Origin of the sequence: Polymorphobacter sp. PAMC 29334, from assembly GCF_019431245.1 — a bacterium.
Classification (GTDB): domain Bacteria; phylum Pseudomonadota; class Alphaproteobacteria; order Sphingomonadales; family Sphingomonadaceae; genus Polymorphobacter_B; species Polymorphobacter_B megasporae.
Genome location: NZ_CP080243.1, coordinates 2988800 through 3011767 on the forward strand (window position 1 = coordinate 2988800; position 22968 = coordinate 3011767).

At 66.8% G+C, this 22968-nt stretch carries 19 protein-coding genes; 8 read left to right on the forward strand and 11 right to left on the reverse strand.

Features of this window, described 5'->3' with window-relative positions:
- Positions 1-98 precede the first annotated feature (98 nt).
- The 3 genes from KZX46_RS17895 to KZX46_RS17905 form a co-directional block, all read right to left on the reverse strand.
- Positions 99-1727 (reverse strand): GMC family oxidoreductase, encoded by a 1629-nt coding sequence (locus KZX46_RS17895; protein ID WP_219775108.1) that lies wholly within the window; start codon positions 1725-1727, stop codon positions 99-101.
- 273 nt (positions 1728-2000) lie between these two features.
- The gene (locus KZX46_RS17900) at positions 2001-2321 is read right to left on the reverse strand and encodes a 2Fe-2S iron-sulfur cluster-binding protein (RefSeq protein ID WP_219775109.1); all 321 of its coding nucleotides are present in this window, start codon (positions 2319-2321) and stop codon (positions 2001-2003) included.
- A gap of 14 nt (positions 2322-2335) precedes the next feature.
- Complete coding sequence (locus KZX46_RS17905) at positions 2336-3622, reverse strand: cytochrome P450 (protein ID WP_219775110.1); 1287 nt, start codon at positions 3620-3622, stop codon at positions 2336-2338.
- A 296-nt stretch (positions 3623-3918) separates the two neighbouring features.
- Between KZX46_RS17905 and KZX46_RS17910 the strand changes: the two genes are divergently transcribed.
- Both KZX46_RS17910 and pyrC read left to right on the forward strand, forming a co-directional pair.
- Positions 3919-4866: an IS110 family transposase gene (locus KZX46_RS17910; RefSeq protein ID WP_219775111.1), complete on the forward strand. Its 948-nt coding sequence runs from the start codon at positions 3919-3921 to the stop codon at positions 4864-4866.
- Between the two features lie 27 nt (positions 4867-4893).
- On the forward strand, positions 4894-5910 hold the full coding sequence (gene pyrC / locus KZX46_RS17915; RefSeq protein ID WP_219775112.1) for a dihydroorotase: 1017 nt from the start codon (positions 4894-4896) through the stop codon (positions 5908-5910).
- 25 nt (positions 5911-5935) lie between these two features.
- On the opposite strand, the gene pgm is transcribed toward pyrC, so the two are convergent.
- On the reverse strand, positions 5936-7519 hold the full coding sequence (gene pgm / locus KZX46_RS17920) for a phosphoglucomutase (alpha-D-glucose-1,6-bisphosphate-dependent) (protein WP_255615094.1): 1584 nt from the start codon (positions 7517-7519) through the stop codon (positions 5936-5938).
- 248 nt (positions 7520-7767) lie between these two features.
- On the opposite strand from pgm, the gene KZX46_RS17925 reads away from it, so the two are divergent.
- Together KZX46_RS17925 and KZX46_RS17930 are read left to right on the forward strand one after the other, a co-directional pair.
- A complete protein-coding gene (locus KZX46_RS17925; protein WP_216709849.1) occupies positions 7768-9228 on the forward strand; it encodes an exopolysaccharide biosynthesis polyprenyl glycosylphosphotransferase in 1461 nt (486 codons plus the stop codon).
- A gap of 249 nt (positions 9229-9477) precedes the next feature.
- Positions 9478-10365 (forward strand): DMT family transporter, encoded by an 888-nt coding sequence (locus KZX46_RS17930; RefSeq protein ID WP_219775113.1) that lies wholly within the window; start codon positions 9478-9480, stop codon positions 10363-10365.
- Position 10366: 1 nt separating this feature from the next.
- On the opposite strand, the gene chrA is transcribed toward KZX46_RS17930, so the two are convergent.
- Positions 10367-11524, reverse strand: coding sequence for a chromate efflux transporter (chrA, locus tag KZX46_RS17935; protein WP_226896036.1), 1158 nt, complete (start codon positions 11522-11524; stop codon positions 10367-10369).
- Positions 11521-11973: an Lrp/AsnC family transcriptional regulator gene (locus tag KZX46_RS23015; protein WP_226896037.1), complete on the reverse strand. Its 453-nt coding sequence runs from the start codon at positions 11971-11973 to the stop codon at positions 11521-11523. Before KZX46_RS23015 ends, chrA begins: the two co-directional genes overlap by 4 nt.
- Before the next feature lie 75 nt (positions 11974-12048).
- On the opposite strand from KZX46_RS23015, the gene KZX46_RS17940 reads away from it, so the two are divergent.
- Positions 12049-12654 (forward strand): LysE family translocator, encoded by a 606-nt coding sequence (locus KZX46_RS17940; RefSeq protein WP_219775115.1) that lies wholly within the window; start codon positions 12049-12051, stop codon positions 12652-12654.
- A gap of 18 nt (positions 12655-12672) precedes the next feature.
- Entirely contained in the window at positions 12673-14049 is a 1377-nt protein-coding gene (locus KZX46_RS17945; protein WP_219775116.1) for a glutamine synthetase family protein, read from the forward strand.
- Positions 14050-14059: 10 nt separating this feature from the next.
- Here the strand turns inward: KZX46_RS17945 and KZX46_RS17950 are convergent, their stop codons facing one another.
- The 3 genes from KZX46_RS17950 to KZX46_RS17960 are packed head-to-tail and all read right to left on the reverse strand — an operon-like array spanning position 14060 to position 16149.
- Positions 14060-15067, reverse strand: coding sequence for a glycosyltransferase family 2 protein (locus KZX46_RS17950; RefSeq protein ID WP_219775117.1), 1008 nt, complete (start codon positions 15065-15067; stop codon positions 14060-14062).
- Entirely contained in the window at positions 15064-15450 is a 387-nt protein-coding gene (locus KZX46_RS17955; RefSeq protein ID WP_219775118.1) for a GtrA family protein, read from the reverse strand. Before KZX46_RS17955 ends, KZX46_RS17950 begins: the two co-directional genes overlap by 4 nt.
- 3 nt (positions 15451-15453) lie before the next feature.
- Positions 15454-16149 carry a class I SAM-dependent methyltransferase gene (locus KZX46_RS17960; protein WP_216709857.1) on the reverse strand — a complete coding sequence of 232 codons (696 nt, stop codon included), beginning with the start codon at positions 16147-16149 and terminating at the stop codon, positions 15454-15456.
- A 174-nt stretch (positions 16150-16323) separates the two neighbouring features.
- Between KZX46_RS17960 and KZX46_RS17965 the strand changes: the two genes are divergently transcribed.
- A complete protein-coding gene (locus tag KZX46_RS17965) occupies positions 16324-17808 on the forward strand; it encodes a glycosyltransferase family 39 protein (RefSeq protein WP_219775119.1) in 1485 nt (494 codons plus the stop codon).
- Positions 17809-17976: 168 nt separating this feature from the next.
- On the forward strand, positions 17977-18588 hold the full coding sequence (locus tag KZX46_RS17970; RefSeq protein ID WP_219775120.1) for a TetR/AcrR family transcriptional regulator: 612 nt from the start codon (positions 17977-17979) through the stop codon (positions 18586-18588).
- A gap of 25 nt (positions 18589-18613) precedes the next feature.
- Here KZX46_RS17970 and KZX46_RS17975 read toward each other — a convergent pair whose 3' ends face one another.
- Together KZX46_RS17975 and KZX46_RS17980 are read right to left on the reverse strand one after the other, a co-directional pair.
- Positions 18614-21142 carry a TonB-dependent receptor gene (locus tag KZX46_RS17975; protein ID WP_219775121.1) on the reverse strand — a complete coding sequence of 843 codons (2529 nt, stop codon included), beginning with the start codon at positions 21140-21142 and terminating at the stop codon, positions 18614-18616.
- Between the two features lie 113 nt (positions 21143-21255).
- Complete coding sequence (locus KZX46_RS17980; RefSeq protein ID WP_219775122.1) at positions 21256-22932, reverse strand: tetratricopeptide repeat-containing sulfotransferase family protein; 1677 nt, start codon at positions 22930-22932, stop codon at positions 21256-21258.
- Positions 22933-22968: the final 36 nt, after the last annotated feature.

A 22968-nucleotide genomic window follows, 5' to 3' on the forward strand; every position in this document is an offset into this window, starting at 1 on the left:
TCACGCCTAATTGTCATCCCCGCGATCGCGGCGACCCAAGGTCACCAACGGCAGCGACTCTAGGTCCCCGCGTTCGCGGGGATGACAATTCAGAGAAGTCACGCTGCCATCCTTGCCCGCGCGCTTGCCCGGATCATGTCGCTCGCTTTCTCCGCGATCATGATCGTCGGCGCGTTGGTATTGCCGCTGACCAGCCGCGGCATGACCGAGGCATCGACCACACGCAGCCCGTCGACCCCGCGCACCCGCAATTCGGGGTCGACGACGGCGCGGGGGTCGCCCGCGCGGCCCATCGCGCAGGTCCCGACCGGGTGGTAGATCGTGCTCCCCGACTGGCGGGCGAATTCGAGCAGGTCGGCGTCGGACTCGACCGCAGTCCCCGGCAGGAGTTCGTCGCCCATGTACGGCGACAGCGCCTGCTGCCCGGCGATCACCCGCCCCCAGCGCAGGCCGGCAACGATCGTATCCTGGTCGAGCCGGTCGGCGAGGTAATTCGGGCGGATCGACGGCGGCGCGAACGGGTCGGCCGACTTGACGTGGATCGTCCCACGGCTTCCGGGGCGAAGCTGACACGCGGCGAAGGTCAGGCCGGGCTTTTTCTCGAGCTCCCAGATCTGCTTCGCGACGAACTTCTCGACGTCGACCGTCGCGGGCAGGATGTGGAACTGCACGTCGGGCCCGTCGAGCCCCGGCCGCGTCCTGACATACGCCTGGACATGCGCCGCCGACATGGTGAGCAGCCCCTTGCGCGACGCGGCATAGCGCGCCGCCTCGCGGACCAAGCGCCAGCCGCGGCTGAGCTCGTTGACCGAAACGCAGTTGTTCAGCCGGTACTGCATCGACACGACATAATGGTCCTGCAAATTCGTCCCGACCCCGGGGGCAGCGACGCGGACATCGATCCCGGCGGCACGCAGCACCTCGGGGTCGCCGATGCCCGACAGTTCAAGCAGTTGCGGCGAGTTGACGGCGCCGCCCGACAGGATCACCTCGCGCCGCGCGGTCGCCTTGACGCTCGCGCCGTCCTTGCGGAAGCGAACCCCGGTCGCGCGGCCGTTGTCGATAATGACCCGCTCGGCGTGCGCTTCGGTGACCACGGTCAGGTTTGCCCGGGCGAGCGCAGGGCGGAGATACGCCATCGCCGCCGACCAGCGTCGGCCATTCTTCACGGTCAGCTGGAAATAGCTGATGCCGTCCTGGCTAGCACCGTTGACGTCGTCGTTGAACGGCAGCCCCGCCTCGGTCCCGGCAGCGATGACCGCGTCCGAAACCGGGTGGTGCTCGGTGATGTCGGAGACGTTCAGTGGCCCGTCGGTGCCGTGGTGGTCGTCGCTCAAGCGCTCATTATGCTCGGCGCGCTTGAAGTACGGCAGGACGTCGGCGTGGCTCCAGCCGGTGCATCCCGACTGCGCCCAATTGTCGTAATCCGCCGCCTGCCCGCGGACATAGAGCAGCCCGTTGATCGACGACGACCCGCCAAGCACCTTGCCGCGCGGCCAGACGTGCGGACGCCCGCCGCTGCCGGGGTCCTCCTCGGTCTGGTATAGCCAGTTGACCTTGGGGTCCTTGAGCGTGCGCGCGTAGCCGACCGGGATATGGATCATCGGGCTCGAGTCCTTGCCGCCCGCCTCGAGCAGCAGGACGGTCGCGGTGCCGTCCTCGGTCAGCCGATTGGCGAGGACGCACCCCGCACTGCCCGCGCCGACGATGATGTAATCGACTTCCATGCGCTCTCTCCCCACGCCGGCTTTTGCCGGTCGACGGGGCGAGTATGCGGGAGGTTGTGCGGCGAGGCTAGACCCCCAGATGGTCATGCTTGCGGGGGCGATTGACCATCGGCGGGGAGCGATCCCCCCTCAGCCGTCATCCCGGCGAAGGCCGGGACCCACGGTCGTGGCAAGCTCCGAAATTCGCGTTGCGCTCGACAGTGGGTCCCGGCCTTCGCCGGGATGACGGCTCTAACCTGACTTCCGCGATTTCTTATCTCGGCGCGACGCCGCTCAGTGTTGCGAAACCGGCGTCCGGACGATCATCCCATCAAGCGCGGGCGACGCGTAGATCTGGCACGCGAGGCGGCTGTCGGCCGTGACCCCCTCGGCGAAGTCGAGCATCGACTCCTCCATGTCCGACTTCGTCCCCGCCAGCACGAGCCACGCGGCATCGACATGGACATGGCACGTCGCGCACGCACAATTGCCGCCGCAATCGCCGTCGATCCCGGGGATGCCGTTCGAGACCGCAGCCTCCATCAGCGAGTAGCCGTCCTCGACCTCGAGCGTCCGCGCGCTGTCGTCGGCCGCGACGTAGGTGATCTTCGCCAATGCTCGTCCTCGCTTCAGGCCGGAATGCGGACCGGCAGGCTGGCATAGCCTTTGACGAACGCCGACGGAACCCGCGCCGGCGGTCCCATGATCTCGATCGTGGGGAAGCGCTTGAGAATCTCCTCCCAAACGATCTTGAGCTGCATTTCCGCCAGCCGGTTGCCGACGCAGCGGTGGATGCCGAAGCCGAACGACAAATGCTGGCGCGGGCGGGCGCGGTCGACGATGAAGCTGTCGGGGTCGGCGATCGAGCGCTCGTCGCGGTTGCCCGAGACGTACCACATGACGACGCGGTCGCCCTTGCGGATGGTCTTGCCACCCATTTCGACGTCGACCAGCGCGGTCCGGCGCATGTGCGCGAGCGGGGTCTGGTAGCGGATGATCTCGCTCACCGCAGATTCGATCAGCGCCGGGTTCGCCTTGAGCTTGGTCCACTGGCCGGGGTTGGCTGCCATGAAGGTCAGCCCGCCGGTGATCGAATTGCGCGTCGTGTCGTTGCCGCCGACGATCAGCAGCAGCAGATTGCCGAGATATTCCATCGGGATCATGTCGCGCGTCGCCGGATTGTGGGCGAGCATCGAGACGAGGTCGCCACGCGGCGGTTCGTTGACCCGCGCATTCCACAGGCCAGTAAAATAGATCAGGCATTCGAGCATGATCGCCTCGCGCTCGGCCTTGGTCGGGTTGCCGGGGATCGTCTCGTCGGCGGTCGCCATGTCGGACCAATAGGTCAGCAGGCGGCGGTCCTTCCACGGGAAGTCGAACAAAGTCGCGAGCATCTGCGTCGTCAGCTCGATCGAGACGCGGTCGACCCAGTCGAACACCTCGCCGCGCGGCAGCCCGTCGAAGATCGCCTGCGCGCGCTCGCGGATCAGGACCTCGAGGTTGGCGAGATTGCCCGGCGAGACGATCGGCGACACCGCCTTGCGCTGGACGTCGTGCTTGGGTTGATCCATCGCGATGAACATCGGCAGGATGAAATCCTTGTCCATGTCCTTCGCGGTGATCCCGCCGAGGTGCGCGTCCGACGAGAATTGGGCATGATTGGTGTCGACCGCCATAATGTCGGCGTAGCGCGTGACCGACCAATACGGCCCAAAGCGTCCGTTGGCGTGATAATGCACCGGGTCCTCGTCGCGCAGCCGCTCGAAGTACGGCCAGTGCGTGTCGTTCACCCACAGGTCGGGATCGAGCATGTCGAAGTCGTCGAGCGGCATCGCATACGCCCGCTCACGCGCCGCGGCGAGGTGCGGCGGCTCGTTTGCGCGCGCCGCCGCGAAATCGATCGCCCGTGTCGCCATGTCCGTCTCCCAAGCGCCCGTTATCGAGTCTCACTCAGGAACGTGCACTACGACTACGCAAAGTGCAATGGACTATCGCTGGAGCGGCCGAGACTTGTCTTATGAAGGTACCGGTCTTTCTGCGAGGATAGGCTGCCGCCGGCGAGCCGCAAACTCGCCGGCGGCGGGAAGGGTGGGATCGCGAACGGACAGGCCGTGATGGGCCGTGTTAGAGAATGATCGCCCTTCTCTTTTCCTGTGGCCTGAACGGATACGCGGGCTTGGGGCCCGCATGACAAGCAGAGGACCTGGAAAAGATGACTCACATCATAACCCAGAATGTTGGCGTCGACATCTGCAAAGCGACACTCGATGTCTATCTTCACCCGGCGGGCAACGCTCGCCAGTTCATCAATGACGCCAAGGGCATCAAGGCGCTGCTCGCCTGGCTCGATGGCCATGCCATTGCCCGCGTCGTCTTTGAACCAACCGGGCCATACCATCATGGCTTTGAACGACGTCTCGGCGAGGCCGGCTTGCCGCTGGCCAAGGTCAACCCGCTGCAGGCACGACGCTTCGCTCAGGCCGCCGGTGCCCACGCCAAGACCGATGCCATCGATGCCGCCATGCTCGCCCGCATGGGGGCGCTGCTGACGCCGCCAGTGCGGCCTATCAACAGCCAGATCATCGACGAGATGAAGGAGTTGCACATCGCGCGGCTTGCATTGGTCAAGGATCGCACCGCCGCCAAGAACCGCGAACACGCTTGTCGGTCACCCTTGCTCAAACGCCACGCCGCGCAGCGGCTGGCGCAGATCAACCGGCAGATCGAAGCCATCGATGCTGCTTTGAACGCCAGCCTGCACAGCGACCTTGACCTTGCGGCTCGCTTCAAGATCATCGTCTCGATCCCAGGCATCGGCACGCTGACCGCCATCACCATGCTCATTGAAATGCCCGAGCTCGGCCAACTCGATAACAAGCAGGCCGCCAGCCTCGCTGGTCTGGCGCCGCAAGCCCGCGACAGTGGACAGCATCGGGGCAAGCGTCACATCCGCGGTGGCCGCGCTGTCCTGCGGCAAGCTCTATACATGCCAGCCCTCGTTGCCACACGCTACAACGCCGACATGAAAGCCAAATATCAGGCAATGACCGCTGCGGGAAAACCCGCCAAGGTCGCCATCACAACCATCATGCGAAAGCTCATCATCCTCGCCAATGCACTCCTGCGCGCAAATCGGCCATGGACCCAAAACATGGCTTGATCACAACGGATACTCTAACCAATGCCGATGACCGACCGCATCACGATCCGCCGCCCCGACGATTGGCACGTCCACCTCCGCGACGGCGCGATGCTGGCGGCCGTTGTCCCCTTTACCGCCGCGCAGTTCGCCCGGGCGATCGTCATGCCCAACCTCAAGACCCCGGTGACGACGACGGCGCTCGCCCACGAATACCGCGAGCGCATCGTCTCCGCCGCGCCGGGCTTCACTCCGCTGATGACCGCGTACCTGACCGACACCACCGACGCCGCCGACCTGATCGCGGGTGCCGCTGCGGGCGTGTTCACTGCCGCCAAGCTCTACCCGGCGAACGCGACGACCAACTCCGCCGCCGGGGTTACCGATATCGCCGCGATCATGCCGGTGCTCGAGGCGATGGCCGCAGCCGAGCTGCCGCTGCTGATCCACGGCGAGGTCACCAGCGGCGACATCGACATCTTCGACCGCGAGGCGGTGTTCATCGACCGCATCCTGACCCCGCTCGTCGCACGGCTACCCGAGCTGCGGGTCGTTCTCGAACATATTACGACGCGCGAAGCCGCCGACTTCGTCACCGCGAGCGGCCCCAACGTCGCCGCGACGATCACCCCGCACCACCTCCACCACAGCCGCAACGCGCTGTTCGCCGGCGGCATCCGCCCGCATCTATACTGCCTACCGATCTTGAAGCGCGAGACGCACCGCCTCGCGCTGCGGGCGGCGGCGACGTCGGGGAGCACGAAGTTCTTCCTCGGCACCGATTCGGCCCCGCATGCGGTCGACACCAAGGAAGCCGCGTGCGGCTGCGCGGGGGTGTTCAACGCGCCGTTCGCGATCGAAAGCTATGCCGCGGTGTTCGACGAGGAGGGGGCGATGGACCGGCTGGAGGCCTTCGCCTCGCTCAACGGTCCGGCATTCTACCGCCTGCCGGTGAACGAGGCGCGGATGACGCTCGAGCGCGCGGCGGTGGTGGTGCCGGAGCGGTTCGGCGAGCTGGTACCCTTCCACGCGGGGGAAACGCTGGGCTGGCGGATCGCCGTCTAAATTCTCCCCGTCTTCGGGGGAGGATTTAAGCGGCGGCGAACACCCGCGCCATCTTCGCCTGCGCTTCTTCCTGGATCCGCGCGAGATGCCCCGCGTCGACGAAGCTTTCGGCATAGATCTTGTAGACGTTCTCGGTTCCCGACGGGCGGGCGGCGAACCAGCCGTTGGCGGTGGCGACCTTGACCCCGCCGAACGCCGCGCCGTTGCCGGGGGCGGTGGTGGTGACGGCGGTGACGGGATCGCCCGCGAGGTTGCCTTCGAAAGTGGCGACGTCGAGCGTCTTAAACGCGGCCTTTTGCGCCGGGCTCGCGGGAGCGTCGGTGCGGGCGTAGAACGGCTCGCCGAGTGCCGAGGTCAGCCGAGCGTAGCGTGTGCTCGGGCTCTCGCCGGTCGCGGCAGTCATCTCGGCGGCGGCGAGACCGAGGATCAGCCCGTCCTTGTCGGTCGTCCAGACGCTGCCGTCGCGGCGGAGGAACGACGCCCCCGCGCTCTCCTCCCCCGCAAACGCGATGCTGCCGTCGCGCAGTCCGCCGACGAACCATTTGAAGCCGACCGGAACCTCGACGACCTTCCGGCCGTGCGCGGCTGCGACGCGGTCGAGCATCGCGCTGGTGACGACGGTCTTGCCGACCGCGGCGGTCGCGCTCCAGCCGGGCCGAGCCTCGAGCAAATAATCGATCGCAGCGCTGAGATAATGGTTCGGGTTCATCAGCCCTGCCGGGGTGACGATGCCGTGGCGGTCGGCGTCGGGATCGTTGGCGAAGGCGATATCGTATCGGTCCTTCATCCCGATCAGCCCGGCCATCGCGAACGGCGACGAGCAGTCCATCCGGATCTTGCCGTCCCAATCGGGCGGCATGAAGCCGAACGCAGGGTCGACGACCGTGTTGACCACGGTCAGGTCGAGCCCGTAGCGCTCGGCGATCGGCCCCCAATAGCCGACCCCCGCCCCGCCGAGCGGATCGACGCCGATGCGGATTCCCGACCGCGCGATGACGTCCATGTCGATGACGTTGCTCAGGTCGCCGACATAATGGCCGACGTAGTCGAACGGCGTTCCGGCGGGCGCGGCGCGCCGAACCCCCACAAGCTTTGCCGCCAGCAAGTCGTTCGCGCGACGTTCGATCCATCCGGTCGCGTTGGTGTCGGCGGGACCGCCGTCGGGGCCGTTATATTTGAAGCCGCCGTCGCGCGGCGGGTTGTGCGACGGGGTGATGACGACGCCGTCAGCCATGTGATCGCTGCGCCCGGCATTGTACGTCAGGATTGCGTGGCTGATCACCGGGGTCGGGGTGTAGCCGCCCGCAGCATCGACCATCACCGTCACGCCGTTGCCCGCAAACACCTCGAGCGCCGAGGCCAACGCGGGTTCGGACAGGGCATGGGTATCGCGCCCGACGAAGAGCGGCCCGTCGAGTCCTTCGCTGCTGCGCCAGTCGCACACCGCCTGCGTCACGGCGAGGATATGCGCCTCGTTGAACGCGGAATCGAACGCCGAGCCGCGATGGCCCGAGGTGCCGAAGGCGACGCGCTGGGCCGGGATCGCCGGATCGGGAACCTGCGCGGGATACGCGGCAAGCAGGGCGGCGATGTCGATCGGATCTGTCATGCGCCACCCTTTACGTGCCCGGTGGTCGCGGCGAAAGAGCACAGCCGCTCCCGAACAACTGGCGCGCGAATATCGTTTCTGGAGCGTTCCACACATCGACAACGTAATGACTGTTGGGAAATGAACGTTAACGCGGCGGTTTCCACGCCGTTTAATACCAGACCTTAACCTTCTGGGCGCAAGCCGAATTGGCTCGGTGCCTGCAATATGGCATCGGCGTGTACCGGTGTGTAGCGAAGGACGGCGGCTTGGGCGTAATCTTTGACCAACGTCTCGCAAAAGAGTCTCCGCCCGACGCGGAGCCGGCCGTCGAGGGCCATCTCAGCTGGAACGTCGCCCTCGATCTCTGGATGGTCGCCGAGCTGCTGTGGCTCGCTGTCGTCGTCGTGTCGATGGCCTCGACCGACCTCGGCGGGCGGCTGCCGGGGACGTCGCATCTTCCGATTGCGGTCGGCTGGATCGCCGCCTTCGCGCTGCTGTCGTTATATCACCGGTCGATCGAGGCGCAGGTCGTCCGGACCGACCGGCTCAAGCAGGCCTTCTACGACTGGACGAAGGCGAGCATCATCACGATGGTCGTCGGCTTCATGCTCGCCGAACTCAAGGTCACCTCGCGGGCCTGGGTCTTCACCACCTTCGTCGCCGGCATCGTGACGATCAGCGTGACGGGCGCGGTCGCGCGGTATCGAATTGCCGAGCGGTCGCGCGAGGGGTCGCTCGGCGAGCGCATCGCGATCTATGGCTGCACCGAAAAGACCGAAGCCTTGATCTCGCTGATCGAAAACGGCTCGGGGCCGGTCGCCAAGGTGCTGCTGATGTCCGACCGGCGCAATCGCGGCGGCAAGACCAGCTACAACGGCATGGTCGTCGGCCACGACCTCGACGACTTCGTCAGCCAGATCAAGGCGAAGAAGATCGACACCGTGATCATCGACCTGCCGTGGTCGGCGGGATCGCGGATCGACGATGTCGTCCAGTCGCTCGAACAGATCAGCGTCAACATCTCGATGGCACCGGCGACGCTCGACCTCGAGAACGCGAAGCAGTCGGTCACCTATGTCGGCGGGCGGCCGACGCTGTCGCTGTATCGCCGCCGCATGACCGGCGGTCAGGCACTCGCCAAGGTCGTGTTCGACCGCACCGCCGCCGCGATCGGCCTGCTGATCATCGGTCTGCCGCTGCTGATCGTCGGCCTGATCATCAAGCTCGATTCGCCGGGGCCGATGCTGTTCCGCCAGAAGCGCCGGGGCATGAACAACGAGGCGTTCGACATGCTCAAGTTCCGCAGCATGTATGTCGCCAGCGCCGATGCGAATGCCGACAAACTGGTGACGCGGAACGACAGCCGGGTGACCAAAGTCGGCGCGTTCCTGCGCAAGACGAGCATCGACGAGCTGCCGCAGCTGGTCAACGTGCTGTTCGGGCAGATGTCGCTCGTCGGCCCGCGTCCGCATGCCTATGGCGCAAAGGCCGACGCGCGGCTGTACGAGGAAGTCGTCAAGCGCTACCCGGCGCGCCACCGCGTCCTTCCCGGCATCACCGGCCTCGCCCAGGTCCGCGGCTTCCGCGGCAACACCGAGGAGGAAAAGGACATCGTCAACCGCGTCGAAAGCGACATCGAATATATCGACCGCTGGACCCCCGCGCTCGACATCCAGATCATCGCGCGGACGGCGGCGGTGTTCCTGTTCCAGTCGGGGGCTTATTGAGGACGAGGAGCGCTTTGCGCAGTCGCCGCCCGATCCATTTAATCGTAGCCGATCTCAATCTTGCCATCCCCGCGAACGCGGGGACCCAAGCTCACTGCCGTCGGTGACTTTGGGTCCCCGCTTTCGCGGGGATGACAATTTAGAGAGGGGTCGCTTCTATCCACTCCCCCCGCTCCAACGACGCCCCTTCACGCGCGATAATCACGCCACGGGTTTCGCCGCCGTAACAGCACGCGTAGGACCCTCCCGATGCGCCCCCGCGATTTCCTCCTCCTCGTCGCCGTCTGCCTGACGTGGGGCCTGAGCAACGTCGTGTCGAAGATCGTCGTCGGGCAGTGGCATGTCCCGCCGCTGTTCTTCGCCGCGCTGCGCTTCGTCATGGTTGCGGTCGTCACCCTGCCGTGGCTGCGCCCGGTGCCGCGCCCGTTCTGGCGAATCGTCGCGGTCGGACTGCTGATGGGGGCGGGTAACTTCGCGTTGCTGTTTATCGGGCTGCAGACGGCAACTCCGTCGGCGTCGGCGGTGGTCATCCAACTCGGCGTCCCGTTCACGACCTTGTTGTCGGTCGTCATCCTCGGCGAGCGAATCCACTGGCGCCGCGGGCTCGGGATCAGCCTGACGCTTGCGGGGGTAATCCTCGTCGTGTGGAACCCGAAAGGCATCGCGATGTCGACCGGGTTGTGGTTCATCGTCGCCTGCGCCGCCGCCGGGTCGCTCGGCGCGATCCTGATGAAGCAGATGGAGAATGTCGCACCGCTGCGCTTCCAGGCGTGGGTCGCGCTCGTCTCGTTCACTCCGCTCGCCGTCGCGTCGGCGCTGTTCGAGCACGGCCAGGTCGCAAGCGCGGTCGCCGTCGGCTGGCCGTTCATCGTGACGATGCTGTTCTCGGCGTACGTCGTCAGCCTGATCGCGCACACGACTTATTACGGGCTGATCGCGCGCTACGAGGCGAATTTGCTCGCGCCGCTGACGCTGATGACGCCACTGGCGACGATCTCGTTCGGGGTGATGCTGACCGGCGACCAGCTCGATGCGCGGATGATCGCGGGGACGGTGCTCGCGCTGACCGGCGTGCTGATCGTCGCGCTGCGGCGAACCCCGGTGACGCCGATGCTGATCCGCACCGAGCATCCTTGATTCAGGCGAGGATGACCGCCGCGACCACCGTTGCCGCGACGACCGCAAGGGGCGGCACCTTAGCACAGGTCAGCGCAGTGAACCCTGCGAGCGCGATGACGCCGTCGCGCCACGTCAGGATCGCCCCCGTCCCGACCGGATCGTAGAGCGCGCTGGCGAGGATGCCGACCACCGCGGCGTTGGTCCCCTTGAGCGCTGCCCGCGCGAGCGGTTGCGCTGAAAGTGCCGACCAGAACGGCAACGCGCCGAACAGCAGCAGCATCCCCGGCGCGAACAACGCGACAAGCGCGAGCACCGCGACCCCGACCCCGCCAATCACCGTGCCGAGATACGCGGCGAAGGCGAACAGCGGTCCCGGCAATGCCTGCGCCGCGCCATAGCCGCTGAGGAACGCATCGCCGCCGATCCAGCCGGGCGGCACGACTTCGGCGCGGAGCAGCGGCAGGACGACATGCCCGCCGCCGAAGACCAGCGCCCCCGACCGGTAGAAGCTGTCGGCAACCGCGACGCCCAAATCGCCGGTCGCGGCACGGAGAAACGGCAGTCCGGCGAGCAGAATCGCGAAGACCGCGAGGCACGCACCACCCGTCCGGCGCGCGACCGTGGGGCGCCGCGGTGCGGCACTGTGTGCGGGCATGTGTGCACCGGGTTCGCGTGTCAGGATCAGCCCCAGAAGTGCCCCGGCGGCGATCGCCGCGAACTGGCCGAAGCGACCCGCAACCGCGACGATCGCCACCGCGACGACCGCGATCGCGAGCCGCCGCAGGTCGGGCGTCAGGCTCCGCGCCATGCCGATGACCGCTTGCGCGACGATCGCCACCGCCGCGAGTTTGAGCCCGTGGATCGCCGCCGTTGCCACCGGTCCGTGGAGGCTGCGTGCGATAAAGGCGAAGGATATCATCAGGATAGCCGACGGCAGGGTGAAGCCGAGCCACGCCGCGAGCGCTCCTTTGACCCCAGCGCGGTCGAGCCCGATCGCGACGCCGACCTGGCTCGACGTCGGCCCGGGGAGGAACGAGCACAGCCCGACGATCTCGCCGAACCGCGCCTCGTCGAGCCACCGCCCGACGAACGCGCGGCGAAAATACCCCAGATGCGCGACAGGCCCGCCGAAGGAGGTGAGACCGAGGCGGAGAAAGGCGAGAAAAACCTCGATCACGCCCGCTCGTCCTTCGGAGAATCCATGACAATATAAGAGGTTATGCTCGCCAGCCCGGGGATGACGCCGAGCACTTCGGTGTGGAAATACTTGTACGCGGCGAGGTCGCGGACCTCGACGCGGAGCAGATATTCGATGCCGCCGGTGACGTTGTGGCATTCGCGAACCTCGGGCGCATCGGCGATCGCCGCCTCGAACCCAGCCTGCGCCGCCTTGGTATGCGTCGCGAGGCCGATGGTGAGATAAGCAAGGAACCCCGCCCCGCGCGCCGCCGGGTCGATCACCGCGCGGTAGCCGGTGATCGTCCCCGACCGCTCGAGATCCTGCACCCGGCGCAGGCACGCCGACGGCGACAGCCCGACTTTGGCGGCGAGATCGAGATTGCTGATCCGACCATCCTCGGACAACACACGCAATATCTTGCGGTTGATCGGGTCAATATCGGTCATAAGTTGCAGAGATAGCAGGTTCACAACGATCTTCGCAATGACGTTCGTTACGCCTTCGCTTATACTGTGCGGACCATGACACAATCGCTGTTCCTCGCCCTCGCCGCCTTCGCGCTCGTCTCGTCGATCACGCCGGGGCCGAACAACCTGATGCTGATGGCGTCGGGGACCAACTTCGGCTTCGCCCGGACGGTGCCGCACATGCTCGGCGTCGCCATCGGCTTCACGCTGATGATCGTCCTCGTCGGCGCCGGGCTGGTGACGGTGATCGGGCTGGTCCCCGGCGCGCTGGTCGCGATCAAATGGCTGAGCATCGCCTATCTCCTCTATCTCGCATGGAAGATCGCGACCGCGGTGCCGAAGCCGCTCGTCGCGGGCAAGGCGGGCGGCAAGCCGATGACCTTCGTCCAGGCGGCGCTGTTCCAGTGGATCAACCCCAAGGCGTGGACGATGGCGCTGACCGCGGTGTCGGCGTATATCCCGGCAAGCGATCCGCGGAACGGACTGGCAATCGTCGCCTTGGTGTTCGGCGCGATCAACTTGCCGAGCGTCGGGCTATGGGCGGCGATGGGCGTGTCGCTGCGCCGCTTCCTCAGCGACCCGCGGCGGCTCCGTGTGTTCAACGTCGTCGCCGCGCTGACGCTGGTCGCCACGCTCTACCCGGTGGTGTTCGGGCATTAGCGCGGGTACGCCGGAGCGATGACCCGCCCCGCCACCGCCGCCGACCCCGCCGAACTCGCCGCCTTTCTCGCGGCGAACCCCGATGTCGCGTTCTTCGACCTGTTCTACACTAACTTGAGCGGCGTCCCGCGCGGCAAGCGGCTGCGGCGGCATGAAATCGAAAGCGCTTATGACATCGGCCGCTACCTGCCCGGATCGGTGCTGGTGGTCGACATCACCGGGCTCGACATCGAGGAATCGGGAATGGTCTGGGCCGACGGCGACGCCGACCGCTCGGCGTGGCCGGTGCCGGGGAGCCTCGCCCGCGCCTTGTGGCAGGGCGACGACAGCGCGAGCGTGATGCTTGGGATGCACGAGCTCGACGGCCGTCCATGCGCGCTCGACCCGCGCGAAATCCTCCGCAGCGTCCTCGCACGCTTCGCCGCCGACGGCCTGACCCCGGTCGTCGCGTGCGAGCTCGAATTCTACCTGCTCGACGCGACACGGACCGCAGACGGCGGCATCCAGCCGCCGCCCGGTCCCGACGGCCGCCGCGACCCGCACCCGCGAGTTTATGGGATGGACCAGCTCGACGCCGACGCCGGGTTCCTCCGCGACCTGTGGGCGGCGTGCGACGCGATGGGGGTTCCGGCGGGCGCGGCGATCTCCGAATACGCCCCCGGCCAGTTCGAACTCACCCTCGCGCACAAGCCCGATGCGCTCGCGGCGTGCGACGACGCGGTCCGCTTCAAGCTCGCCGCCAAGGGCTGCGCGGCGGCGCGCGGGCAGGTCGCGACCTTCATGGCCAAGCCCTACCCCGACCGTTCGGGCAGCGGGCTCCACATCCATGTCAGCATCGACGACGCGCGCGGCGCGAATATCTTTGCCGATCCGGCACTGACCGGCACCGCCGCGATGCGCCACGCGGTTGGGGGAGCCGCCGACCTGATCGCCGACGGCATGGCAATCTTCGCGCCGAACGCCAACAGCTACCGCCGCTTCCGCCGCAACAGCTATGCCCCGGTCCGCGCCGGCTGGGGGCTCAACAACCGCACCGTTCCGCTGCGAATCCCCGCCGGCCCGCCGTCGAGCCGCCATGTCGAGCACCGCGTCGCCGGGGCCGACGCCAACCCGTATCTCGCAGTCGCTGCCGTCCTTGCGGGAATGCACGACGGCCTGACCCGCCGCGCCGATCCGGGACCGCCGATCGCGGGCGACGGCTACGGCGAGACCGGTGAGCGGCTACCGACCGACTGGGCGTATGCAATCGAACGTTTCGCCCGGTCCGAGGTCCTCATCGACTATTTCGGCGAGGAGGCGGTCGAGATGTTCGCCACGGTCAAGCGCGTCGAGCACGAGCGCTACACGGCCGTCGTGACCCCGCTCGACTATGACTGGGTGCTCCGGTCGGCGTGACGGCCGGGGTTCAGTCGGCCATCGTGTGGATGGCAGACATTTTCGCCGACTGCACGACCGCCTCGTCGTCCCCGAGCATCTGGTCGATGATGAAGCGCGGGCGGCGCTTGGTCTCGAAATAAATCTTGCCGACATATTCGCCGATGATGCCGATGCACAGGAGCTGGACCCCGCAGATCAAATAGATCGGCACGACGGTCGACGCCCAGCCGGGAACGCCCTGGGTGGTGAACACTGCGACCGACAGCGCCCATAGGCCGAGCGCGAACGACACGGTCGAGACGAGGAAGCCGAGCAATGTGATCAGCCGCAGCGGGCGGGTCGAGAACGACGTCAGCCCGTCGAGGGCGAAGGCGAGCATCTTGCTCAGCGGGTATTTGGACTCACCGGCAAATCGTTCGGCGCGGCGGTAGGGGACCGTTGCCACGCTGAAACCGAGCTGGGGGATGAGCGCGCGGAGGAACAGGTTGGTCTCGGTATATTGCGCGAGGGCGTTCAACGCGCGGCGGCTCATCAGCCGGTAGTCGGCATGGTCGTAGACGATCTCGACCCCCATACCTTTGAGGAAGCGGTAAAACCCCTGCCCGGTCAGCCGCTTGAACGCGCTGTCGGTGCCACGGTCGCTGCGCACGCCGAGGACGATCTCGGCGCCGCCGCGATAGGCATCGACCATGTCGGCGATGATCGCCGGATCGTCCTGCAGGTCGGCGTCGATCGACACGACGACGGCGGCGGTCGACGCACCGAGCCCCGCCATCAGCGCATTCTGGTGGCCGCGGTTGCGCGACAGCTTGATCCCGCACAGCCGCGGGTCGGCCTGGTGGAGTTCCTCGATAAGCGCCCACGTCCGGTCGCGCGAACCGTCGTCGACGAAATGCACCTGCGCGGAGGTGACGTTCCCCGCCGCGAGCAGGTTGTCGAGCAGCGCGGTGAGCTGGCGTGCCGTCTCGGGAAGCACCTCCTCCTCGTTGTAGCAGGGGACGACGATATCGAGCGACGGGGCGGCTCGAAGCGTCATCGCGTCTCCTCGGACATCGGCGACGGCGTGAAGGCGAAAAAGCGCCCTCCGGCGTAGGAGATCAGGGTGTAGACCGGCATCCCGCCGAGCTGCGCCAGCCGCGCATCGACCCCGAGCCACTGGTGGAGAACCACGACGGTCAGGAGGTTGCCGCCATACGCGACCCCGGCAACGACGAGCCAGCGTGCAAGGCTCGCGACCCAGTGGCCTTCATGAGCAAAGGTCCAGTTGCGGTTGAGGACGAACGACACGACGAAGCCGACGAGATAGCCGACCGCATTGGCGACCCGGTAATCGACGCCAAGGTGCATCAGCAGGTAGATGATCGCGAGCGTCAGCAGCGTGTTGGCGACGCCGACCGTCAGGAAGCGGAGAAGCTGCACGCGCTATCGGCTCGCGACGAGCGAATACTGGCCGCCGAGCGGCAGCCACGCCAGCGCCGGCTCGACCGGGCGCAGCGCCGCAAGCGCGTGGGGGAAGAACAAATGGTAGCGCGTCTCGACCGTCTTCCAGCCCGCGGCAACCATCGCCGCCGCGAGCTTGCGCGCGGTGATCAGCCGGGCGTTGGCGTCGAACGGGCAGGTGTTGACCGCGCGGACGGTGAGTGGGTTATACGGGTTGTGCTCGAAGATCACGAGGCGGCCGTCGGGCGCGATGACACGGCGCAGCTCGCGCAGCCAGCCGACGTGCTCGTCATGGCCGATGTGGTGGAAGACGCATGCCGAGAAGCCGAGGTCGACGCTCGCGTCGTCCAGCGGAAGCGCGTCGCCATCGACCTCGAGATAGCGCTCCCCCCCGCCAGGAAAGCGCGACTGGCTTAGCGCGAGGCTGCGCGGCGAGGCGTCGGCACAGGTGAGTTCGGCACCGTCAAAATAGTGGCGGAACCACGGCACCGACGCGCCAATCCCCGAGCCGAAGTCGAGCGTGCGGCGAACCGCCAACCGCGCGGCGTCCGCGAATTGCCGGGTCAGCGCGATCTTGTAGCGAGCGAAAAATTCGGGGTTCTCGCCGGTGACGGCGATATTGGCTTGATGCTGCGCGAGATACTCGTCGGCGTACTGATCGAACTCGGACCGGTCCATCGCGTCACTCCCGCATTCGCGGCCCCGGCCGCGCCTGCCGCCAGCGTATAGGCGGCGGGGCTAACGTTGTCACGGTTGCACTGCAGCATCGGCGTGACTTCGCGTGGTGACCCCGCTAAGCGACGCGAGCTTGTTGCGTTCTCGCCCCCGCACTCGTCCACGGACAGGATCGCCATGCCCCCCACCCTCGCGCCGACCGATCGCCGGGCCGGACTGTCGCGTGTCGCGACCGTCGTCGTGCTCGTCGCGTTCGCCGTCGCGGTGGCGATATTCCAGCTGCTCGATCTCGGCTGGGCTCCGCTCCAGGCGTGGGACGAGTCACGCCTTGCGGTCAATGCCTATGAGATGATGCACAGCGGCCGGCATTTCGTGACGACGTATGGTTATCGGCCCGACTTGTGGAACACCAAGCCGCCGCTGGCGATCAACCTGATGGCGTGGTCGATGGAGTTGCTTGGCCCGACGCCTTTTGCGGCACGCCTGCCGGCGGCGCTGGCGGCGTGCGCGACGGTAGCGCTGGTGGTCTTCGCCGTTCGCCGGATCACCGGCGCGCTCGGCTGCGGCATCGCCGCCGGAACTCTGCTCGCGGCGGCACCGTCGTTCTACGGCTACCATGCCGGCCAGACCGGGGATTACGACGCGATCCTGACATTGTTCACGACCGCATACGGCTTTGCCCTGTTCGATCTGATCGAGCGAGATCGCCCGGCGGCGGGGCTTGCCCTCGGCGCGGGTGTGCTCGTGGGGCTGGCAATCCTGACGAAAGGCATCGCCGGGATCATCCCCGGGGTCGGCATCGCGGTCTATGCGCTGGTCTTCGGGTTCCGGACACTGCCGCGAAAGATCGCCGACTATGCCATCGTCGCCGCGACCGCCGGGGTCATCGGCGGTGTGTTCTACTGGCTGCGGGGGTCGGCAGGGGACGGTTACCTCGCCGCCGTCGCATTGAACGAACTCGGCGGCCGCTTCGAAACCGCCCTCGACCAGCATGCCGGGAGCAAATGGTTCTACGTCCGTGAACTGACGATCTATTTCCCGGGCAAATTATGGCCAGCGATCATTGCCTCGCCGCTGCTCGCCGCCGGTCCGCCACGACGGCTGGCGATCTTCGCCTTGTGCCAGATTGCCTGCGTCCTGATCGTCTATTCGAGCGCCGCGACCAAGATCGCCTGGTATCTCGTCCCCGCCATGCCCTTTGTCGCCACCGCGATCGCGCTCGCCGGACTTGGCCTCGTCCACGGCGCGCAGCGCTTTCCCCCTGCGGTCCGGACCGGCGTCCAGATCGCCCTCGCAGCCGTCGTTGTCCTGTGTGCGGTCGACGCCGTCCGGCATCGCTATACCAAGCAGTTCATTCCAGCGACGCCGCCTCGTGACTTTGGCACGCTGATCAATGCGGCGAGCGATCGTAAGATGGTTCCGCTGATCGTCGTCGACACCGGCTTCGCGAACGATGCCGGGATGACCCATTACGCCCCGACGCTGCGCTTTTATGCGCTTGCGGCGGCGCAGGCGGGAGTGACGGTCAGTCAGGCCACCGACTTCGATCGGCTTGGCGGCGCGCGATCCTTCGGGAGCTGCGACCCCGCCGTCCGCGATCACGTCGCGGAATACGGGCGGGTGGTCTGGTCGGGGGCGGGCTGCATCCTTGCCGAGCGCTGAGCGACCGTATCAAGACTGGACGACCGATGTTCCGCACTGCATTGATCCTCGACCTTCGGGAGGGAGGTTCATGCAGCTTTCGATAAACTATGGGCCGCAGGGCTCGTTTCAGTTATGTGCGGACGTGCCCAAGATGCCGGCAGCGCGCCCCACGTCGGTCATCGCCTGATGGCGTCGTCGCCGGCTTCCGCCGTTCCCGCGCGCGCCACCGACGGCCGCCATCGCCGGTCCGAACGGTCGCGCGACAGCATTGTCACCGCGATGCTCGACCTCGTCGCGGCGGGCGCGATCAGCCCGAGCGCCGAGGAAGTCGCGGCGCGCGCGGGTGTCGGCCTACGCAGCGTCTTTCGGCACTTCCGCGATATGGAAAGCCTGTTCCAGGCGATGCAGATGCGGCTTGCCCAGATCTACCAGGTCTGGCTGATCCCATTTTCGGCGGTCGGCTGGCGCGGACAGCTCGACGAATTGATTGACCGCCGTCTCAGCACCTACGAACAGCTTCTGCCGTATATGCGCGCCGCCGACGTCCACCGGCACCGGTCGGCATCAATCTACGAGGAGCATGGCCGGATCCGCACGGTCATGCGGGCGCGGCTGGCGATGGTCGTGGACAATGCCTTCGTCGATGACGCCGACGGGTTCGAAGCGCTCGACCTGCTGGTCAGCCCCGAAACGTGGCAACGTCTGCGGCTGGTGCAGGCGCTGAGCCCGGAGAACGCCCGTCGCATCATCGAACGCCAGGTCGAGCGCGTCCTATCGGCTCAAACCCGCGCGGCGTGAACCGCTGGCGTCACACCAGTGCCGCCTAGAAATTATGCCCCAGCCGCAGGCCGATCGTCCGCGGGTTGTTGGTGACGATGTACGGGCGGATCGTGCATGAGCCGCATTCGGCGTAGCGCGACAGCTGCGCGCGCTCGTCGAAGGCATTCTCGACGACGATCTCCGCCGACAGGAACGGCCAGTTGACGCCGACCGCGAAATCGACGGTCGTGTACGCCGAAAGCCGCCCAAGCGAGGTTGCGGGATCATAGGCGATCGCGGTCGGGGTAAACGCCACCGACCGGATATCAGAAGCCGCCGAACTCTGGTGAGCGACGACCGCCTGGACATGCCCCTTGAGCGTCTCGTTGAGCGGGGCTTCGTAGCGGGCGGTACCGTTGATCTTGAACTGCGGCGTGATCGGCAGGCGGGTTCCCGCCGGGGCGGCGATGTAGTTCCCGCTGTCGGGACTGCAGGTGTAGGTCGGGTCGTCGATGCCGCAGAGGTTCTTGCGCGTCTTGGCGTCGGTGTATGCGCCCGCGGCGACGAAGGTCAGGCCCGGCGCGGCGGTCCAGTTGAGGTCGGCCTCGATTCCCTTGATCCGCGCGTTCGGCCCGTTGTGGACCTCGGTGAAGCTGTTCGCGCCTAGGAAGGCAAACTGGAACTTGTCCCAGTCCTGCCAGAAGAACGCACCGTTGAAACGGACCGCGCGGTCGAACCAGCTGGTCTTGAAGCCGAGCTCGTAATTGGTCAGGAAGTCCGAGGCGTAGGGCGCGATGCCGGCGCGGCGGTTGATGCCGCCGGGGCGGAACCCGCGCGACGCGGTGGCATAAACGAGGTGATCGGAGTCGATCCGCCACGTCGCGTTACCCTTCCACGTGAAGCCGGTGTCGCTCGCGTCCTTCGGGACGACAGTGCCGTTCTTGAAATCACCGAGGTTGGTGCAAGGGCCGCCGGGGACGTTCACCGGCAGGATCGTGCCGGTGGGGTTGTCGCGAAGCGTGGCACCGGTCGAGGTGTAGCACCCGGCGACGCCGGTCCGCGAGCTGCCCGCGGCGTTGAACGGGATGCCGTTATCCGAGGTCGCGGCAAGATTACGGCCGAAGCCGAAGAAACCGATCAGGCTGTTGTCGTATTTGAAGAAGCGCCCGCCCGCCGTCAGCGTCACGGCGGGAACGACGTCGTAGCTCGCCTCGCCGAACACCGCATAGTCGCGGTCGACGCGGTCCTGCTGGGTCAGCCACAATGTCCCCGGATGGCCGTTGACCGAGACATCGGCGGCGAGATCTGCGACCTGATAGTCCTGATGGATCAGGTGCGTCTGGCGCTGATAGAACAGCCCGCCGACGATGCGGAACGGCTGGTCGACCGGCGACGCGAGGCGCAGTTCCTGGCTGACCTTGGTGAAATGGTCGGCCCCGACGATCGTTTGCGATGGGTCGATTGTCTTTCCCGAGGCGTCGTGGAAACTGAAATACTGGGCGATGCCTCCCGATCCGGCGTAGAGCGAATCATACTGCTCGGCATAGTCGGTATAGTCCTGCGAGCTGTGGATCTTGCGGTCGAGATACGCCCCGGCATAGGTTAGGTCGAAATTGCCGATCTTGCCGGTGACTGTCAGCGCCGCCTGAATGAAGCGGTCGCGATAATATTCGGGCGCGAAATGCTGGACTTTGAGGTCGCCGAGGCTCGGGTCGAAACCGAACGCCCCGTGGTTGATCTGCGACTGGCCGAACACCGTGGGTTCGATCGTCCAATTGTCGTCGAGGTCGATCTTGAGCGCGGCGCGACCGCCGGCGATGTCGACGGTGTTGTAGTTGTTCTTGACGAAGGCGGCGTTGTTCTTGGTGATGACGCTGCCGTCGCTCGCGGGGAGGAAGGTGCGCGTCCCCGCGACATTGTCGATGAAGCCGGCATTGTGCTGGTACCAGCCGACGACGCGCAGAGCCGACCGGTCGGTCAGCGGCGCGTTGACGAAGCCCTCGACCTTGCCGCCGATCCCGCCGTGCGAAACGGTATTGCCCCCGACGTCGATCGCTCCGGCCCACCCGCCCGGATCGGGCTTGTTGGTGATGATGCGGATCGTCCCCGCTTCCGACGACGCGCCGTACAGTGTGCCCTGCGGCCCGGCGAGCGCCTCGATCCGGGCGATGTCGTAGATGTGGATGTCGAGCGTGCCGCCAATCGTTGTCACCGGCTGCTCGTCGAGATAGACGCCGACGCTCGGCAGCGGGCCCGAATGGTTGCCGTCGCCGCCGCTCGCAACGCCGCGGATGTAGACCGTGGTCTGCCCGGGCTGGAGCGTCTGAAACGTCACGCTCGGCAGCAGCTTGGTAAAGTCGTTGAAGTTCGACACGTCGAGCTGGTCGAGCTTCTTCGTGCCGAGCACCTGGATGCTGATGGGCACGTTCTGCAAATTCTCGGAACGCTTCTGCGCGGTGACGATGATCTCGTCGGCGACGGGAATGTCGGCGGCAGCGATCTGCGCCGGAGCGTCCTGCGCCAGTGCCGGCGCGCCGAGCGCGGTCGTCGCCAGCAGCATCGCGACGATCAATCTAGGCTCGTTGTTAAGCATGAACCAATCCCCCGGCTGCGATCGAAAGGTCGTCCCCGGCACCGCCGACGTCAAGCGGCGTGCTGCATCGCGGCAAAACGGTTGCGCGACTGTTGCATTTTGGCGTCAGTCGGTCAGTCGGCGAGCGGTCCGAGTGCTTCGCGCAAGGGGCCGAGCCATTGGTCGTACACGCGCCACTGGTCGAGCCCGGCGGCGCTGATCGGGCGGCGGACCTGCTCCGAACTCGGCGTCCGAATCGCGCGCTCGGTCTCCCAGAAGCGCAGGCACGCCGGGTCGAAATCGAGGCCGCAATAGTCGAGCAGCCGCCGAACCTCGCGCTCGGAATCGGCAACGAGAGCTTCGTGGTCGAGGCGGTGGATCGCGCCCGGCTGAGCGGCGTCGAAATGGTCCATCAGCCCGACATAGTCGCGATAGTACGCCCCCATGTCGGCGAGCGAATAGCTGAACCCCTGCCCCCGCGCGAAATGCTGGGTGAAGTTCGACCAGCCGCACGCCATCGGGCTCCGCCGCGCGTCGATGATCGTCGCGTTTGGCAAGATCAGCCGGATCATCCCGGCGTGAAGCCAGTTGTTCGGCAGCTTGTCGATGAAGCGCGGTCGCGCGGTCTTCCGCTGGACCTTCGCCCGCGCGAGATAATCGGCTCCGAGCGCGGCGAGGTCGGCGGTCGCCAGCGCCTCGGGATATCCAGTCACGCTGCTCGCCCCGTCGCGCTCGCCGACCTGCCACGCCAGCGCCGGAATGTCGGGAAGTTCGGACGTGCCTTCGACCGCTGGGTGGCTGCTCAGGATCTGCTCGATAAGCGTCGAGCCCGACCGCGGCATGCCGATGATGAAGATCGGGTCGGTGGCGGGGTCGCCCTGCCCGGCGCGGGCGGCGAACATCTCGGCGGTAAAGAAGGCGCGCGCCCGCGCCACCGCGGCGGTCGTCTCGGCGGCATCGTATTTGAGCTGGCCTGCGCGAATGGCGTTGCCCTCAACGTATTGCGCGAAGCTCGCCGCAGGGTCGCCACGGTCACCGAGCGCCTTGCCGAGTGCGAAGTGGAGGTGGAGCCGGTCCTCGACCGCGAGCCGCGCATCGGCCAGCGCAAGAGTCATCGCGGCGACGTCCTCGTCCGAAAATGCCACGGTCTTGAGGTTGGCGAGGCTCCAGTACGCCTCACCGAGCGCCGGGGCCTGCGCGATCGCCTCGCGATACGCCGCGATTGCCTCCGCCTGCCGCCCGACGGTCTTGAGCGCATGGCCATAGCTCATCCACCCCTTCGGCTGGCGCGGATGGTCGGCGAGCAGGTCGGCATAGACCGCGAGTGCCGCGTCGAAGTCGCCGAGCCGGGCGAGCGCCGCCGCGCGCAGGTTGCGATAGCTCGGATTGCCGGGGTCGAGCGCGAGCAGCCGGGCGATTTCGTCCAATGCCTCGGCCGAGCGGGTACGCCGATGGAGGATCGTTGCGAGGTTGAACCGCGCCTCGCGAAACGACGGCGCAAGGTCGAGCGCGCGGCGCAGCAGCGTCTCGGCATCGCGGTAGCGCCCCAACCTCCCGGCAAGTTCGGCGAGCATCCGCATCGCCGCGACGTCGGTCGGCCGCCGCTTGAGCCGGGGTCTCAGGATCCGCTCGGCGACCGCAAGCCGTGCCTCGGCCAGCGCCATCGCTGCGTCGATCAATTCGCTGTCGTGTACCGATGCTGCGACCGCGTGGCAGTGCGCGGCATCGCCACCAGCGCGGTCGCCAGCGGCGATGGCACGGTCGCCGCGGTCCTGCCACGCCTCCGCGGTCAGTGGTCGCAAATTTGCCATCGCCGATAACTCCCGGGATGCGGCGATACTGTCAAT

Bases quoted from the DNA above. Each gene is read 5' to 3' on its own strand.
- KZX46_RS17895 (WP_219775108.1), bottom strand. From the start codon at position 1,727: ATGGAAGTCGATTACATCATCGTCGGCGCGGGCAGTGCGGGGTGCGTC.
- KZX46_RS17905 (WP_219775110.1), bottom strand. From the start codon at position 3,622: ATGGCGACACGGGCGATCGATTTCGCGGCGGCGCGCGCAAACGAGCCG.
- KZX46_RS17910 (WP_219775111.1), top strand. From the start codon at position 3,919: ATGACTCACATCATAACCCAGAATGTTGGCGTCGACATCTGCAAAGCG.
- pyrC (WP_219775112.1), top strand. From the start codon at position 4,894: ATGACCGACCGCATCACGATCCGCCGCCCCGACGATTGGCACGTCCAC.
- pgm (WP_255615094.1), bottom strand. From the start codon at position 7,519: ATGACAGATCCGATCGACATCGCCGCCCTGCTTGCCGCGTATCCCGCG.
- KZX46_RS17930 (WP_219775113.1), top strand. From the start codon at position 9,478: ATGCGCCCCCGCGATTTCCTCCTCCTCGTCGCCGTCTGCCTGACGTGG.
- KZX46_RS23015 (WP_226896037.1), bottom strand. From the start codon at position 11,973: ATGACCGATATTGACCCGATCAACCGCAAGATATTGCGTGTGTTGTCC.
- KZX46_RS17940 (WP_219775115.1), top strand. From the start codon at position 12,049: ATGACACAATCGCTGTTCCTCGCCCTCGCCGCCTTCGCGCTCGTCTCG.
- KZX46_RS17945 (WP_219775116.1), top strand. From the start codon at position 12,673: ATGACCCGCCCCGCCACCGCCGCCGACCCCGCCGAACTCGCCGCCTTT.
- KZX46_RS17950 (WP_219775117.1), bottom strand. From the start codon at position 15,067: ATGACGCTTCGAGCCGCCCCGTCGCTCGATATCGTCGTCCCCTGCTAC.
- KZX46_RS17960 (WP_216709857.1), bottom strand. From the start codon at position 16,149: ATGGACCGGTCCGAGTTCGATCAGTACGCCGACGAGTATCTCGCGCAG.
- KZX46_RS17965 (WP_219775119.1), top strand. From the start codon at position 16,324: ATGCCCCCCACCCTCGCGCCGACCGATCGCCGGGCCGGACTGTCGCGT.
- KZX46_RS17970 (WP_219775120.1), top strand. From the start codon at position 17,977: ATGGCGTCGTCGCCGGCTTCCGCCGTTCCCGCGCGCGCCACCGACGGC.
- KZX46_RS17975 (WP_219775121.1), bottom strand. From the start codon at position 21,142: ATGCTTAACAACGAGCCTAGATTGATCGTCGCGATGCTGCTGGCGACG.
- KZX46_RS17980 (WP_219775122.1), bottom strand. From the start codon at position 22,932: ATGGCAAATTTGCGACCACTGACCGCGGAGGCGTGGCAGGACCGCGGC.